The 14,441-nt window shown below is 70.7% G+C and carries 15 protein-coding genes; 3 read left to right on the forward strand and 12 right to left on the reverse strand.

Going from position 1 to position 14,441, the window contains the following annotated elements:
• Position 1: 1 nt before the first annotated feature.
• Positions 2-565 (forward strand): CGNR zinc finger domain-containing protein, encoded by a 564-nt coding sequence (locus tag ABEB12_RS18915; protein WP_185059104.1) that lies wholly within the window; start codon positions 2-4, stop codon positions 563-565.
• Here ABEB12_RS18915 and ABEB12_RS18920 read toward each other — a convergent pair.
• Positions 555-2,234 (reverse strand): ABC transporter substrate-binding protein, encoded by a 1,680-nt coding sequence (locus ABEB12_RS18920; RefSeq protein ID WP_185059103.1) that lies wholly within the window; start codon positions 2,232-2,234, stop codon positions 555-557. The genes ABEB12_RS18915 and ABEB12_RS18920 overlap by 11 nt on opposite strands.
• Before the next feature lie 112 nt (positions 2,235-2,346).
• On the opposite strand from ABEB12_RS18920, the gene ABEB12_RS18925 reads away from it, so the two are divergent.
• Positions 2,347-2,910 (forward strand): DUF2087 domain-containing protein, encoded by a 564-nt coding sequence (locus ABEB12_RS18925; RefSeq protein WP_185059102.1) that lies wholly within the window; start codon positions 2,347-2,349, stop codon positions 2,908-2,910.
• 15 nt (positions 2,911-2,925) lie between these two features.
• Here the strand turns inward: ABEB12_RS18925 and ABEB12_RS18930 are convergent, their stop codons facing one another.
• The 10 genes from ABEB12_RS18930 to ABEB12_RS18975 form a co-directional block, all read right to left on the reverse strand.
• Positions 2,926-4,089 carry an aminotransferase gene (locus tag ABEB12_RS18930; RefSeq protein WP_185059101.1) on the reverse strand — a complete coding sequence of 388 codons (1,164 nt, stop codon included), beginning with the start codon at positions 4,087-4,089 and terminating at the stop codon, positions 2,926-2,928.
• Positions 4,090-4,177: 88 nt separating this feature from the next.
• Entirely contained in the window at positions 4,178-4,666 is a 489-nt protein-coding gene (locus tag ABEB12_RS18935; protein WP_345702925.1) for a PIN-like domain-containing protein, read from the reverse strand.
• Positions 4,575-5,261, reverse strand: coding sequence for a DUF433 domain-containing protein (locus ABEB12_RS18940; RefSeq protein ID WP_221497554.1), 687 nt, complete (start codon positions 5,259-5,261; stop codon positions 4,575-4,577). Before ABEB12_RS18940 ends, ABEB12_RS18935 begins: the two co-directional genes overlap by 92 nt.
• Positions 5,262-5,379: 118 nt before the next feature.
• Positions 5,380-6,426 carry an acyl-CoA dehydrogenase family protein gene (locus ABEB12_RS18945; protein ID WP_185059099.1) on the reverse strand — a complete coding sequence of 349 codons (1,047 nt, stop codon included), beginning with the start codon at positions 6,424-6,426 and terminating at the stop codon, positions 5,380-5,382.
• A 183-nt stretch (positions 6,427-6,609) separates the two neighbouring features.
• A complete protein-coding gene (locus ABEB12_RS18950) occupies positions 6,610-7,782 on the reverse strand; it encodes an acyl-CoA dehydrogenase family protein (protein WP_185059098.1) in 1,173 nt (390 codons plus the stop codon).
• 301 nt (positions 7,783-8,083) lie between these two features.
• Positions 8,084-8,815 (reverse strand): tyrosine-protein phosphatase, encoded by a 732-nt coding sequence (locus ABEB12_RS18955; protein WP_185059097.1) that lies wholly within the window; start codon positions 8,813-8,815, stop codon positions 8,084-8,086.
• On the reverse strand, positions 8,812-9,141 hold the full coding sequence (locus ABEB12_RS18960; protein WP_185059096.1) for an NIPSNAP family protein: 330 nt from the start codon (positions 9,139-9,141) through the stop codon (positions 8,812-8,814). Before ABEB12_RS18960 ends, ABEB12_RS18955 begins: the two co-directional genes overlap by 4 nt.
• Complete coding sequence (locus ABEB12_RS18965; protein WP_185059095.1) at positions 9,138-10,787, reverse strand: ATP-dependent DNA ligase; 1,650 nt, start codon at positions 10,785-10,787, stop codon at positions 9,138-9,140. Before ABEB12_RS18965 ends, ABEB12_RS18960 begins: the two co-directional genes overlap by 4 nt.
• Before the next feature lie 98 nt (positions 10,788-10,885).
• Positions 10,886-11,227, reverse strand: a complete 342-nt coding sequence (locus tag ABEB12_RS18970; RefSeq protein ID WP_345702926.1) for a hypothetical protein — start codon at positions 11,225-11,227, stop codon at positions 10,886-10,888.
• 186 nt (positions 11,228-11,413) lie between these two features.
• Positions 11,414-12,019, reverse strand: coding sequence for a hypothetical protein (locus tag ABEB12_RS18975; RefSeq protein ID WP_185059093.1), 606 nt, complete (start codon positions 12,017-12,019; stop codon positions 11,414-11,416).
• A 325-nt stretch (positions 12,020-12,344) separates the two neighbouring features.
• Between ABEB12_RS18975 and ABEB12_RS18980 the strand changes: the two genes are divergently transcribed.
• Positions 12,345-13,094 (forward strand): alpha/beta fold hydrolase, encoded by a 750-nt coding sequence (locus tag ABEB12_RS18980; protein ID WP_185059092.1) that lies wholly within the window; start codon positions 12,345-12,347, stop codon positions 13,092-13,094.
• Positions 13,095-13,236: 142 nt separating this feature from the next.
• Here ABEB12_RS18980 and ABEB12_RS18985 read toward each other — a convergent pair whose 3' ends face one another.
• The gene (locus ABEB12_RS18985; RefSeq protein ID WP_185059091.1) at positions 13,237-14,391 is read right to left on the reverse strand and encodes a uroporphyrinogen decarboxylase/cobalamine-independent methonine synthase family protein; all 1,155 of its coding nucleotides are present in this window, start codon (positions 14,389-14,391) and stop codon (positions 13,237-13,239) included.
• Positions 14,392-14,441 lie beyond the last annotated feature (50 nt).

The following is a 14,441-nucleotide window of genomic DNA, read 5'->3' on the forward strand; positions in this document are numbered from 1 at the left end:
GATGACCGGTCAGCCCGCCCCGGCACCGTTCGACCTGGTGCAGGACTTCGTGAACACCCGGCGGATCAGCGCGAACCCGGCCAAGAACGCCGACGCGCTGTCCTCCCCGGCCGCACTGCTCGCCTGGTGTCGCGCGCACGGCCGGCTCGTGGGCGCCGACGTGCCGACCGAGGCGGAGTGGGCGGACGTGATCGCCGTGCGGGACGGCCTGCGCGCGGTGTTGGCCGGCCACAACGGCGGCGCGGTCGACGAGGACGCGGACGCGCTGCGCCGCCTGGCGGCGGTCACCGCGGACATCCCGCTGCGGGTGGACTTCCCGGACGGTGCGCCGGCCCTGCGGCCCGCCGGCGACGCGAACACTGTTCGCGGGCTACTCGGCGAGGTGCTGGCTGCCGCCGCGAGCGGCGCGGACTGGTCGCGCCTCAAGGCCTGCCGCGACCCGTTCTGCCGGGAGGTCTTCTACGACACGTCGAAGAACCGGTCCGGCGCGTGGTGTTCCATGCGCGTCTGCGGCTCGCGGGCCAAGCAGCGCCGGTTCGCCCAGCGCCAGCGGGTCAGGGGGTGAAGCCGGTGCGGGCGTAGTCGGGGTCGGCCAGGCCTCGGGCGCCGAAGTTGGCCAGCGTGTCGCGGACCGCCCAGGCGCCGGTCTGCGGGAACAGCGGGATGTGGTGCACCTCGTCCCAGATCAGCTTGTCGATCTCGTTGCCCAGTTCGGTGCGCTTGGCGTCGTCCAGCTCTCCGACGCCGGCGGCGAACTTCGCGCTGATCGCCGGGTCGTGGATGCGCCCGAAGTTGCCACCGATGTCGCTATCGCGCGGCTCCTGGTAGAGCCCGGCCGCGTCGCTGAACGGGGAGCCGGTGTTGACCCACTGGAACGCGGTGAGGTCGAAGTTGCCCACGTTCACGAAGTCGACGAAGAACCGTGCGGTGGGCACCGCGTCGATCACCACCTCCACCCCGAGCCGCGCCAACTGGTCCAGCACGATCTTGCCGACCTGCTCGGAGATCGGGTTCGCGCTGGGCACCACGAACCGCAGCCGCAGCGGCCGGCCGTCCTTCACCCGAACCGCGCCGGGCGAGGGACGCAACCAGCCGAGCGCGTCCAGTTCCCGCTGCGCGGCGGCCGGGTCGAAGCCGAACCCGCCGGAGTTGTCCCGGTAACCGGTGGAGCCGATCGGGTAGATGTGGTTGCCCATCAGCGTCGGCGGGCCGACGATCCGCCCGACCAGCCGCTGGGCGATCGCCGCCCGGTCGATGCCCCGCGCGATGGCCTGGCGCAGCGCCCGGTCGGCCAGTATCGCGCCGGGCGCCCCGTTGAAGGTGACGTGGTAGTACTGCTTGGGAATCGCCCGCCGGACCGCCACCCCCGGGATCGCGCGGGCGCGTTCGAACAGGTCGGTGCTGGACCCGATCTCGTAGGCGTCGATCTCGTTGTTGGCCAGCCGGTCGGCCAGCGCGGTGCGCTCGGTGACCGTCCAGACGATCTTCTCCAACCGGGGGCGGGCGCCCCACCAGCCCTCGTTGCGCACCAACGTGATGGTCTTCGCGGTCTGGTCGATCGACTCCACCCGGAACGGCCCGGCGGTGACCTCCGGCCGCTGCGTCCAGCCGGCGTTGAACAGCGCGGGGTCGGCGTTGAACTCCTCCGGGTAGAGCCCGTTGAACAGCCGTCCGCGCCACTCGGCGAACGGCTTGCGGAAGGTCACCACGACCTCCTTGCTCGTGGCGCCCGGCCCCACCCGCCAGATGTCCACGTACCCGGTCTTGTCGCTGAACTGGTAGGTCGGGTCCGAGCCGTCGTTCGCGCGCACCTGCGCGGCGAAGTCCTCCCAGGTGATCGGCCGGCCCGTGGACCACACCGCCTTCGGGTTGATCCGGTAGCGCACCACCTGCGGGTTGCTGGAGATCAGGTCCGCGGCCTCGAGCAGGTCGGTGTTCAGCGTGACCCCGCCGTCCGGGGACTCGTCGAACGCACGCGGCATCAGCGCCCAGAGAACGTCGTGGGTCTGGTCCTCGTGCCCGTCGGTCTGGTTGTAGTTGTAGTTGACCGGAAGGTTGTCCAGCGGCAGCCGCAGCGTGCCGCCGTCGCGCAGGGTCGCCGGGTCGCGCGGGTTGATGTCCTGCGTGCCGTGCGGCGCGGCCACCCCGGGCTGGGCTCCGCCCGCGCAACCGGCCAGCACCAGAGCCACGGCCACCGCCACAGCCACCGCCGCCCGCCCACGCCAGGAGATCATCGGTGGACTGTAGCGTGATCACACCGGAAACCGGCCGTATCCTCGCGAAACATCCGCCCGTAATGCCCACGGGGCTCACCGGTCTCAAGATCGTTGAGTACCCTCGGCCGACGTGAACGCCGCTGAGCTGCTCGGCCTGCTCGCCGAACCCGAGCGGTTGCGGGTGCTCGCCGCCCTCGTCCTCGGCGCCCGCAGCCGGACCGAAGTGGTCGAGGCGACCGGGCTGGCGCCCCGGTCCGTGGCCACCGCGCTGAACCGGCTGCACGGCGGCGGCCTGGTCGAGGAGTCGCCGAGCGGACTGATGCCGCGGCTCGAGGTGTTCTCCGAGGCCGCCCGGGAGGCCCGGCAGGAGCAGAGCCCGTCGACCAGGGTCGAGGAGTCGCACGGCTACGCCGATCCCGACGTGGAACGGCTGGTGCGCACGTTCGTCAGCGGCGGCCGGCTGGTCGGGCTGCCGGCGCACCGGGCGAGGCGGCGGATCGTGTTGGAGCACCTGGCCACGATCTTCCAGCCCGGCGTGCGGTACCGGGAGCGCGAGGTGAACGTGCTGCTGCGCGCGTGGACGCAGAACGGCCCGGTGGACTACGTGACGCTGCGCCGCTACCTGGTCGACGAGAGCCTGCTGGACCGCGAGGACGGCGAGTACTGGCGTTCCGGCGGCTGGGTGGACGTCTGACGCGCGGGTCGACGTCTAGTACGCCCCGGCTGCCGCCAGGCGCTCGGTGAAGTCGGTCAGCTCGGCCCGGTCGGCGTTGCTGAGGCTGATCCGCAGCGTGCCCCGGTCGTCCGGCAGGAACGCGTTGCCCGGGATGACCAGCGTGTCGTACTCGACGACCAGCTCGCGCACCACCTCCTCGGTGGCCCACCCGCCGAACGGGTGACGCAGCCAGCCGAACAGCCCGCCGACGGACAGCAGTTCGAAGCCGCCGGGCCGCTCGGCCATCAGCTTGCCGAACCAGTGCCGCCGGTCGGCGATCTCCCTGGCCCGCTCCCTCCGCCACTCCCGGGCCCGGGTGAGGCCGGCCCAGGCCGCCTCCTGGCCGATCCGGGGCGCACAGATCGCCACGCAGTCCAGCAGCTTGGCCAACTGCCGGCTCAGCTCGGGGGATCCGACCACGGCGCCGACCCGGTAGCCCGGAATGGCGAACTCCTTGGAGAAGCTGTGCAGGCTGATCATGGTCTCCGCCCAGCCCGGGTCGGCGAACAGCGCGTGCGCCGGTTCGTCGGTGTCCCGGAAGGACCGGTACGTCTCGTCCAGGATCAGCGCGATGCCCCGCCGCGCCGCCAGCTCGGCCAACGCGGCGATCCGGTCCGGCGGCACGACCACGCCGCTCGGGTTGCCGGGCGTCACCACCACGATCGCCCGGGTCCGCGCGGTGATCAGCGCCTCCGCCGCCTCGGGGGTGGGCAGCCGCTCGTCGCCCGGGTCGAGGTAGACCGGCCGGATGTCGTTCATGCGCAGCCACATGTCGTGGTTGAAGTAGTACGGCAGCACCAGGATGAACTCATCGCCCGGCCTGGCCAGCGCGCCCGCGACCAGGCAGAAAGCCTGGTTGCAGCCGGCCGTGACGAACACGTGCTCGGCCCGCACCGGCCCCCGGTACGCCTCGGCGAGATCGGCGGCGAACGCCTCGCGCAGGTGCGGCAGCCCGGCCACGTTCACCACGTACTCCCCGCCGCGCGGGTCGCGGGCGGTGGCCACGACGTGCTCGAGCACCTGGGGCGCGGCCGGGTACCGCGGTGCCGCCTGGGCCAGGTCCAGCAGGTCGCGCTTCTTCGCCCGGTGCTCGACCAGAGATTGCGCCATGCCGATCGGCGAGTCGGCCACCTGGACCGTCAACGGGTTCAATCGCACAGAACGAGCCTAATGCGGTGGCCGCTAACGTTCACCGGGTCCTCGCGGCGCAAGCAGTTCCTGGCGGGCTGGTCGATGAGGCCGCCACTCACCTGCTGCGTGTCGAGAATCGGATTTCTTCAAGCCCGCTTGGCTTCACGTACCACAGCCGCGGCTGCCTGCCCATGGTTTCGGTGCCGATCGCGGCAAGGTTGGCTTCCATCAGGTGCACGAGTTCGGCGACCTTCGCCTCACCGGGCAGATAGAACATGTGGACCCCCGCGCGCTGGTAGGCAGCGAGTTCGTCGGGCTTACGCGAGATGCTGACGTCTCGATTAATCACTGCCCAGCCAGTTCCAGCGACCCGCGCCAGCCAGACCTCGTCATCCTGGCTGAGCGCGGCTTCGCGTGTTCCGAACAACCCAGCCGGAGTATGCACCGTGTATCCGAGGCCCAAGAGTAGGCGCCGGACTGCCCGTGTAGTGATGTTCTCGTCGAGGTAGAACTCAGGCGGCGTGGCCCAGGAGGATGCGGGCGGCGGCGCGGGCGTCGTCGACGGTGATCCCGTGCTCCTCGGCGGCCGTCTCAACGTCCTCACCCGCCTTGATCATGTTCGCTACGTCCGCCAGACGGGTGCCACTGCCAACGAAGTACGGCCGACCGAACTGATGATTCGGGTTGACCTCGACTTCGGACGGCATGGCGACTTTGAGTTTGAGGCTCACCGGAAGACGGTCAGAACCAAAGTTGAGGTACTTGAGGTAGTCCGCGACTATCGCACGCATCACCTGCTGGCCGGTGCGCGCCTCGATCAGGCCCGCGCCGCTCGTGGTCTTGGAGAAGTCCCACAGAAGGTCTACCCCATCGGTAGCCAGTTCAGGAGCCATCAGGACGTACTCGTCGCCAAATTGGCGTTTCAGCTCGTCCAGACCCGGGCGGATCTTGTGTGGCTTCACGCCTGCTTTGCGGAGTCCGTTCAGCACCCATGCCTCGGCCAGGGCAATAAAAGGGACGGACGATTCGCGACGAGCGTCCCGGTCGAGCATGTGCAGCAGCGGCGCCCCACCCGAGTAGCCCTTCGCCCACCGATGGAACGTTTGCTCAGGTAGGTCTACCAGGCGCGCAGCTTCGCCAACGTCGTACAGGCCGAGGGACAGTCGCACATCATCGACCACTGCGGTTCCGCTCCCCATAGGAGCAACGGTAGCGCGCTACACAGACATTTCCGCGATTCGCCATAGCCCGCTCACTCACCTTGTGACGAGGTCGTTAGGCGGCAAGCCAATCCCTGGGTGAAGGTCGTGCCACGGCTCAGCCCAGGGTCAGCTCGGCGATGCGTTCTCGCTGCTCGTCCACGGTGCCGCCGACCCCGGCCAGGCGCTTGGCCCGCTTGTAGAAGAAGTGCGCCTCATGCTCCCAGGTGTACCCGATGCCCCCGTGGTACTGGATCATCGCGCCGGTCACCCGTGCGGCGGTCTCGCTGGCCTTGGCCTTGGCCACCGAAACGGCCAGCGCGGTGGCCGTGCCGGTGGCGGGGTCGGTGTGGTCGGTGTCCAGCGCGTGCGCGGCGTAGAGCACCGCGTGCTCGGCCATGGTCACAGCGATGTGCAGGTCGGCCAGGTCGTGCTTGAGCGCCTGGAAGGAGCCGACCGGCACGCCGAACTGCCGGCGGTCCCGGTCGTAGTCCACCGTGCGGCGCAGCGCCTCGCGGGCGTTGCCCACCAGGTCGGCGGCGATCAGCACTGCGGACCGCGCGTGCAGCGCCTCCAACACCTCGGCGGTAGCGCCCGGCAGGGGCTCCCCGGCGCTGTCGGCCAGGCTGACCGAGCCGAGCCTTGTCGTGCCGTCGAAGGTCTCCTGGCTGGCCACGGTGACCTCGTCGGCGCGGAGCAGGCGCAGGCCGGGGCCGTCCGCGACCACGATCAGCCCGGCCACCCCGGCGTACTCCACCGCCGGCCAACCCGACTCGGACGTGCCGCGCAGCGCCAGCGCGCCGGCCACCGCGCCGGTCGCTAGCTTGGGCAACCACTGCTCCCGCTGGGAGTTCGAACCGGCCAGCCGGATCGCCTCGGCGGCCAGCACGGTGCCCCGCCACGGCCCCGGCGCGGTGCCCGCGCCCAACGCGCGCGCGATGACCTGCGCGTCCACCAGGCCCAGCCCGAGCCCCTCGTGCTCCTCGGGGACCATCACGGCTAGCCAACCCTGCTCGCCCATGGCCCGCCACAGCGGCTCCGGGTGGCCGTCCCCTCCCGGGTCCTCGACCACGCGGCGCACCGCTTCCAGGTCGAACTCGCTGGTCAGGTAGTCGCGCACGACATTGTCGAAGTCTCGCTGGTCATCGGTGAGTGCGAAGAACATGCCGCTCCTTCTAGTGTCGTGGAAACGATGTTCCTTGCCCGGATTCGGTGATCCAGGCGGATGCATCGCAAGGCTGGTGTCTAACTCGGAGGAGTGCGTAGCGGAGCTAAGTGCGACGACGACAACGCGGCGAGGCGCCGGCTGGGCGCCGAAGACGGGCAAGAAGACATCGTTTCCACGACACTAACGAGGCAGGCCGAGCACCCGCTCGGCGACGATGTTGCGCTGCACCTGCGACGAACCACCCCAGATGGTCACCGACCGGGACCACATCGCCTGCCCGTGCAGGGCGGCCAGGTCCAGCCCGGCGACCGGCTCGCGCAGCGTCGCGTCCGGGCCGAGCACGTCGTCGAACACCTCCCACAGGTCCTGGAAGGTCTCCGACCAGATCAGCTTGGTCATGGACGCCTCGAAACCGAGGTCCCGGCCCTGTTCAACCTGGGTGAGCACGTGCATGGCGTGGTAGCGCAGGCACTCCAGGTCGGTGAGCACCTTGGCCAGCTTGTTGCGGATGACGGGGTCGCTATCGCGCCCGAGTGCCCGGGCCACGGCGGCGATGTCGTCGTACTGCCGGCGGAACTCGGTGTACTGCGCGATGCCGGAGGCACCCCGCTCGAAGGAGAGCAGCAGCATCGCGGTGCGCCAGCCGTCGCCGATGTCGCCCAGGCAGGCGGCGGCCGGGACCCGCGCGTCGGTGAAGAACACCTCACCGAACTCACTGGCCCCACTCATCTGCTTGAGCGGGCGGGCCTGCACGCCGGGCTGGTCCATGTCGATGAGCAGCATGGAGATGCCCCGGTGCTTCTCCGAACCGGGCTCGGTGCGCACCATTGTGAAGATCTTGTCGCCGTGCACGGCGTTGGTGGTCCACACCTTCTGGCCGTTGACCACGAAGTCGTCGCCGTCCCTCACGCCCTTCGTGGACAGCGCGGCGAGGTCGGAGCCGGCGCCGGGCTCGGAGAAGCCCTGGCACCAGATCACCTCGTTGCGCAGCATCGGCCCGATGATCTCCTTCTTCTGCGCGTCGGTGCCGATGGCCATCACGGTGGGCGCTAGGAAGGTGAGGCCGAGCGGGTTCACCGTGGTCGGCGCGTGCGCCTTGACCATCTCCTCGTCGTAGATGGCCTTCATCCCCGGTGTGCCGCCGCGCCCGCCGTACTCGGTGGGCCACTGGATGCCGGCGAACCCGGCCAGCGCCTTCTCCCGCTCCCAGTCGCGGCGCATCTGGAAGCTCTCCTCGGACGGCAGCGCCCCCCAGAACCCGGGCCTGGTCCACTCCTCCGGGATGTGCGCGCCCAGCCAACCGCGCAGCTCCTCGCGGAACTTCTCCTCTTCGGCGCTGTAGCTCAGGTCCATGTGACCAGCTTCGCATACTCACCGGTAACCTGCCGCCCAAATCACCCCACCCCGTATCACGCCCGAACACCCCGCGAGTCGGGGATCGGGGTACGGCGAGTCGGGGATTGGGGTACGGGGCCGGGCGTGGAGATGGGGTATGGCGTCGGTTGGTCGACGTGCGAACCGGCTACCGGCCTCCGGCGATGATGGCCCCGGGCCGGCCGACGCCGTACCCAGATCCCCGACTCGCCGTACTCAGATCCCCGACTCGCCGTACCCGGATCCCCGACTCGCCGTACCCAGATCCCCGACTCGCCGGTTAGGTGAGGCGGGTGCGGAGGGTGGTCAGTTCCTGGTCGGTGAGGCCTCGAGACTTGAGCCAGGTGGCGGGTGAGCCGTGGGCGTCCAGTTCCGCCATCAGGGCGGCCATCACGGACGGCGGGCACAGGTAGAGCTCGGGGTTGTCCACGTCGATGCCCGGTTCCACCACGGCCAGCCGGCGCAGGATCTGTGGCAGGCGCTCGTTGGACAGCGCGTAGTCGTCCACCACGGCGTCCCGCTCCACGCCGGCGACCTCCTGGACCAGCGCGCAGATCACCCCGGTCCGGTCCTTGCCGGCGGCGCAGTGCACCACCGTGGGGCCGTTCTCCGGGTCGGCGAGCAGGCGCAGCGCGGCGAGCACGTTCTCCGGCCGGTGGTTCAGGTAGCCCCGGTAGGCGAACAGCTTGGGGTCCTCGTCCTCGCGGGGTACCGGGCGCTGCCCCTCGGGGAGCACGGAGAGGTGCTCGGTGCGCACGCCGGCCCGCTCCAGCGGCGTGGGGCCGTCCCGGTCCACCTCACGGGGCGAGCGCAGGTCGATCACCAGGCGGATGCCGTACTTCTCGGCCAGCAGCTCGGTGCCGGACTCGGTCAGCTCGGCCAACCGGGCACCGCGCAGGATCTGCCCGGACCGGGTCACGCCGCCGGTGCGCAGGGGCAGCCCGCCGAGGTCGCGGACGTTGTCCATGCCGTCGACATCCACCCACCGGCCGTTCGCTTCCAGCCGGCTCACTGGGCCGCCTCGAACGCCGAAGGGCTGAGAATCCGGCGGCTGATGTTCGCCACGATCGGGCCGTCGGCCTCGCTGGCCGCCTTGGCGGCCTGCCAGTCCGGGTCGCCCTGGAACGCGGCCCATTTGCGCTCGAGGTCACCGTAGTCCTCGAAGCGGACCACGTAGACCAGCTCGTTTCCGGTGTTGTCGCCGAATCCGGTGAGCGAGATGAAGTCGAGGTCAATGCCGTGCTTCTGGAAAAGTCCGAGGGTGTGCTCGTTGAATCGTTTGACCAGTGCGGGCATCCGGCCGGGGACCGTGGTGTACTCCCTGATCTCGTAGATCACGCTTCCAGTCTGCCCTGCGGGCGGGGCAGGCGCAGGGTGACCATGGTCCCTCCGTCGGCCGGCAGGCTCACGTCCAGCGCGGCCGCCGCCGGACCGGGTGCGGCGCGCAACCGGTCCCGCACGTCGGACAGCGCCTCGGTCAGCCAGGACGGCTCCCGGGCGTCCGAAACGACCGTGGCGTCCTCGCTCAGCGTGACCACGCACTCGGTGCCGAGCGTCGCGGCGGTCACCGTCACCGTGCCGCCGCGCGGCATACCCTCGATGCCGTGCCGGACGGCCGCCTCCACCAACTGCTGCACCGCGAGGAACGGCAGCTGCACGTCCTCCAGCCCCTCGGCCACGTCCCGCTTCACCGTCAGCCGCTCGCCGAAGCGCGCGCACTCCAGCGCCAGGTAGCGGTCCACGTTGGCCAGCTCGGCGCCGAGCGTGCTGATCTGCTCGCCGCGGAACGAGTAACGGGTGTACTCGGCGAAGTCCAGCAGCAGCTCACGGGCGCGCGGCGGGTCGGTGCGCATGTAGGAGGCGATGGTGGTGAGCACGTTGTAGAGGAAGTGCTGGGAGATCCGCGCCCGTTCCGCGCGCAGCTCCGCCTGGGCCAGCCGGACCGCCTCGTTCAACAGCGCGAGATCGTCCGCCCCGGCCGCCGGGTCGGCCACCACGACCTCGTCCGAGACGGTCAGCCACGGCGCCGCGCCGACGCCGGCCGGGTGCACGGTCGGGCGCAGCCGCTGCCAGCTGGCCTGTCTGGGCCGGCTGCCCGGGTCCGGCCGCCGGTAGGAGATCTCCCCGACCAGCCGGGGGGACACCCAGTGCGTGTCCCGCTGGCCGGCCGGCTCGGGCGGTGTGCCGAACGGGCAGTCCGGCTGGGCCAGCTCGGCCAGCTGGCGGGTCAGCTCCCGGCGCTCGACCGGGGTGAAGCCCGAGCTGACGCGGGCCAGGAAGCGCAGGCCGTGGCGATCCGGCACGCCGACCAGCAGCGCGGCCAGCTCACCGTTCTCCCCTGGCTGCCAGCCGCCGACGACCACCTGCTGGGTGTGCCGGGGCAAGGTCTGCACCCAGGCCCGGGAACGCCGGCCGGGCTGGTAGCGCGAGTCCAGCCGCTTGGCCACCACGCCGGCCAGGCCGTGCCGGGTGGCCTCGTGCAGGACCGTCTGCCCGTCGGTGTCCACGAAGTACGGCGGCAGCTGCGCGGGGACGCCGCTCAGGTCCAGCTCACCGAGCAGCTCACGGCGCCGCTGGTAGGGCGTGTCGGTCAGGTCGTCGCCCTCCGCGCGCAGCAGGTCGAGCAGGTAGAACCGCACCGGTACGCGGCGCAGCAGGGCGGGCGACGGCGACGCGTTGCTCATCCGTTTGCGCAGCAACCGGGCGCTCGGCCGGCGCAGCTGGTCCAGCGCGATGATCTTGCCGTCCAGCACCAGCGGGCCGTGCCGGTCGGCCAGTCCGGCCAGCGCACCCAACTCCGGGTAGCTGGCGGTGATCGGCCGGCCGGTGGCGCTGTACAGCCACACCCGGCCCGGCTCCAGGTAGGCCAGCGTGCGCAGCCCGTCCCAGACGAACTCGAAAGCCCACCGCGAACCGCTCGGCATCGCGCCGTCGGACGCGAGCATCGGGCGGATCGGGTCGGGGGTGCCGGCCACCGCTGCCACGGTTCGAGCTTAATTGGCAATCACCCGGCCGAGCGGCGGCAATATGCCGAACGGCGGACCGGCTGAGACAGCCGCGCCGCCGCCGGCGGCGGACGGGCTCAGCAGCCCACGCCGAGGCCGAGTGCGTTGAGCAACCCGCCGACGATGCCGCTGCCACTGCAGCCGCGGGCCGGGGGCGGCGGTGCGGCCACCGCGCCGCCGGACGGGGTGGCGCGGGAGACGACCGGGGCCGGGCCGGCGGCCTCCACCGGCGCGGGCGGCGCCGCCGGGCGGAGCGCCTCGGGCAGGTACTGGTTCATCTCGAAGCTCGCCAGGCTGTGGCCGGGGACGCCGGCCTGGCCGCCGCCACCCGGCGGCCGCGCCTGGTCCTGCGCCCGGTGGGCGTTGAACGCGATTACCCCGACGATGATCGCCAGAGCGGCCGCGGCAACGGCCGCCACCATCCCGATTGAACGAACCACAGCGCTGCTCCGCCCGTGTGACGTTTGTTATCTGCGTTAACGATTACGGTCGGGACGAGTTACGCGATCATCCCGGTCGCAGGTGATGTTGAAGGCCTGGCGCGTCTGCCGCGCATCTTACTCAAACCCCTGCTCAGCGCCTACGCCGAGGCACCCGTCCGGGGGTCACTCACGGGGCTTGCGCGCCTGGGCGAGCAGCCCGGAGGGGCTCACGTCCAGCTGCGCGGTGAATCCCGGGTAGAACGCCAGCTGGTCGGCCTCCAGCGGCGGGCCGACCTCGGACTCCGGGTAGGCGCACACCACCCTGGTGACCACTTCGGTACGCGCGGAGAGGGTGCGCACGTGCAGGTGGAACAGCTGCCGGCCGTCCAGCAGCTGGCGAGCCACCCGGACGTCCGCGCCGTGGGGTGCGCCGTCCGGGTTCCACGGGCCGGCCAGCGCGCGCAGTCCCGCCGGCAGCTCGATGCGCGGGCGGCGGTCGCGCAGCGCCTCGTCATTGGCGCCGTCGTGCAGGTCCAGGTCCAGCTGGCCGGCGTTGCGCACCGAGATCTCCAGCACCACCAGGTTGGTCACCACCTGGGCGCCGATCTTGATCTCCGCCCGGACGCCCACGGCGGCCGGGTCGATCCGGGCCAGCTCCACCATGCCGATCTCCAGCCGGTGCCGCGCGGCGCCCCCGCGCCGGTAGTAGAAGTGCGAGACGGCGACCCCGCCGAGCAGCCCGACCACCGCCAGCACCACGTTCAGCGCTATATCCCACGTTTCCTGCACAAGAGTCCTTGACCAAGGCTTAGCGTTCCGGACGTTGACACATTAGTGGCCCTATACCAGGATCGGTACAACGGCTGCCCGAGATTGCCGAGAGGAGGGCACCGGATGTTTACCTACCTGGAACGATTGCTGTACCGGATCCACACCATGCAGGTCAACGACGTCCGAGGACCCTCTTTCGTCGGCCGCCTTTTCGTCAGGCCATAGCGGACTCCCCGGACGGAAGAGGGCTGCCTCCCTCTTTTCGTCGCGGCTGGCAGCCCTCTTCCGGAATTCTCCCGAAATCGACCGCGCGGTATGCCCGTGATGGTGCAATCATGCCTTCATGACGGTGGTATTCGTGCACGGAAATCCCGAGACCGAAGCGGTATGGGGTCCCCTGGTGGACGCGCTGGGCACCGACGACGTGGTCTGCCTCTCCCCGCCCGGCTTCGGCGCGCCGTTGCCTCAGGGTTTCGGCGCGACCATGCTGGAGTACCGCGACTGGCTGATCGCCGAGCTGGAGAAGTTCGAGGCGCCGGTGGACCTGGTCGGCCACGACTGGGGCGGAGGCCACGTGGTGAACGTGGCGATGCACCGGCCCGACCTGCTGCGCAGCTGGGCGTCGGACATCGTCGGCGTGTTCGACCCGGACTACGTGTGGCACGACCTCGCACAGATCTGGCAACAGCCGGGGGCCGGCGAGGAGCTGGTGGACACCATGATGGGCGGGACGCCGGCCGACCGCACCGCGCGCATGGTCGACCTGGGCATCAACGCCGAGGTGGCCAGCGAGCTGGCCGACGGGCAGGGCGCCGAGATGGGCCGCGCCATCCTGCTGCTCTACCGGGACGCCGCGCAGCCGGCGCTGAGCGAGGCCGGCCGGAACCTGGAGGCGGCCCGGGCTCGGCCCGGGCTGGAGATCCGGGCCACCGAGGACCACTTCGTCGGCACCGAGGAGATGATCCGCCGGGCGGCCGAACGGGCCGGCGCACGGATCGAGGTGCTGGACGGGCTCGGTCACTGGTGGATGGTGCAGGACCCGAAGCGCGGCGCGGCCGCGTTGAGGCGGTTCTGGGACTCCCTGCCGGATTGAGTTGTCAACAGCCCGTAACCGTCTTCGTTACTGTTCGTTGTGATAAGTAAGGCTGCCGGCCAGAGCGGCTCTTGAAAAACAGTGGTGGTGCGTCCGTCCTTACGCGCCCATCGTTCGGCCGGCAGCCTCGCTAATTCCCAGCTCAGACCCGGCTGTAGAGCCGCTGGCTGGCTATCCGCGCCCCCTCGGCCATCGCGCGCAGCTTCGCCCAGGCGATGTCCGGGTCGACGGCGGACATGCGCGCGCCGGTGGCGAACCCACAGTCGGTGGCGGCCAGTACATTCTCCGCCCCGACCGCGTCCGCGTACCGGGTGAGGCGCTGCGCGATCAGCTCGGGGTGCTCGATGTAGTTGCTGGTCGAGTCGACCACGCCGGGCATCAACACCTTGCCCTCGGGCACCTCGACGTCGGTGAACACCTGCCACTCGTGCTCGTGCCGGGGGTTGGCGCCCTCCAGCACTATGCCGTTGGGCCGGGCGCGCAGCACCACGTCGATGATGTCCGCCAGCGCCACGTCCAGGTGGTGCGGCCCCTCGTAGTTGCCCCAGCACAGGTGGATGCGCATCCGGTCGGGGTCGATGTTCGCCGTGGCGTGGTTGATCATCTCGACCGCCAGCCGGGCCTGGCTCCGGAACTCCTCCAGGCTGAGCTGGTCGAACAGCACGTGCCGGCACATGGCCAGGTCCGGGCAGTCCAGCTGCAGGATGATCCCGGAGGCCGCGATCGCCTCGTACTCGTGGCGCATCGCCTCGGCCAGCGCCAACAGGTAGGCCTCGCGGTTCGGGTAGTGGTGGTTGGCGAAGAAGGAGGCGATCACGCCGGGGGACGCGGCGGAGAGGAACAGCTCGGTCGCCCCGGTGCCCTCGGCGGCCGCGCGCAGGTTCCGGATGTCCGCGTCCACCGCATCCGGGTCGGCCACCGCGATGGGTCCGGAGCACGCCGGCGGGCCGAGCACCTCGGCCACGTCGTTGCCGGTGACCTGCATGAACTTGTCCCGCGCGCCCGGGTACGCGTTGAGGTCGGCCAGGGAGAGCACCGACTCGGGCTCGCCGTCGAAGCCGGTCAGCCGCTCCCGCACGTAGGTGGAGTAGCTCTCCTTGCCGGTTTCGCCGTCGTTGACCACGTCGACGCCGGCGTCCAGCTGCCGGCGCACCACGTCCGCGACGCCGGACCGCACCAGCTCGGCCCGCTCGGCCGCGTCTACCTGGCGTTCACCGGCGAACACCGCGCGCATCTCCGGGGTGCGGGGGAGGCTGCCGGTGTGGGTCACGAGGATCCGTTCGCTGCTTCGCTGCACCTCCGTCAGCCTAACGACATTTGGTGAAGTGACAAACGCTGAAGGCGACA

The organism is Actinospineispora eucalypti, from assembly GCF_039543365.1.
GTDB classification, from domain to species: Bacteria; Actinomycetota; Actinomycetes; order Mycobacteriales; family Pseudonocardiaceae; genus Pseudonocardia; species Pseudonocardia eucalypti.

Bases quoted from the DNA above. Each gene is read 5' to 3' on its own strand.
- ABEB12_RS18915 (WP_185059104.1), top strand. From the start codon at position 2: ATGACCGGTCAGCCCGCCCCGGCACCGTTCGACCTGGTGCAGGACTTC.
- ABEB12_RS18920 (WP_185059103.1), bottom strand. From the start codon at position 2,234: ATGATCTCCTGGCGTGGGCGGGCGGCGGTGGCTGTGGCGGTGGCCGTG.
- ABEB12_RS18940 (WP_221497554.1), bottom strand. From the start codon at position 5,261: ATGGGGAGCGGAACCGCAGTGGTCGATGATGTGCGACTGTCCCTCGGC.
- ABEB12_RS18945 (WP_185059099.1), bottom strand. From the start codon at position 6,426: ATGTTCTTCGCACTCACCGATGACCAGCGAGACTTCGACAATGTCGTG.
- ABEB12_RS18950 (WP_185059098.1), bottom strand. From the start codon at position 7,782: ATGGACCTGAGCTACAGCGCCGAAGAGGAGAAGTTCCGCGAGGAGCTG.
- ABEB12_RS18980 (WP_185059092.1), top strand. From the start codon at position 12,345: ATGACGGTGGTATTCGTGCACGGAAATCCCGAGACCGAAGCGGTATGG.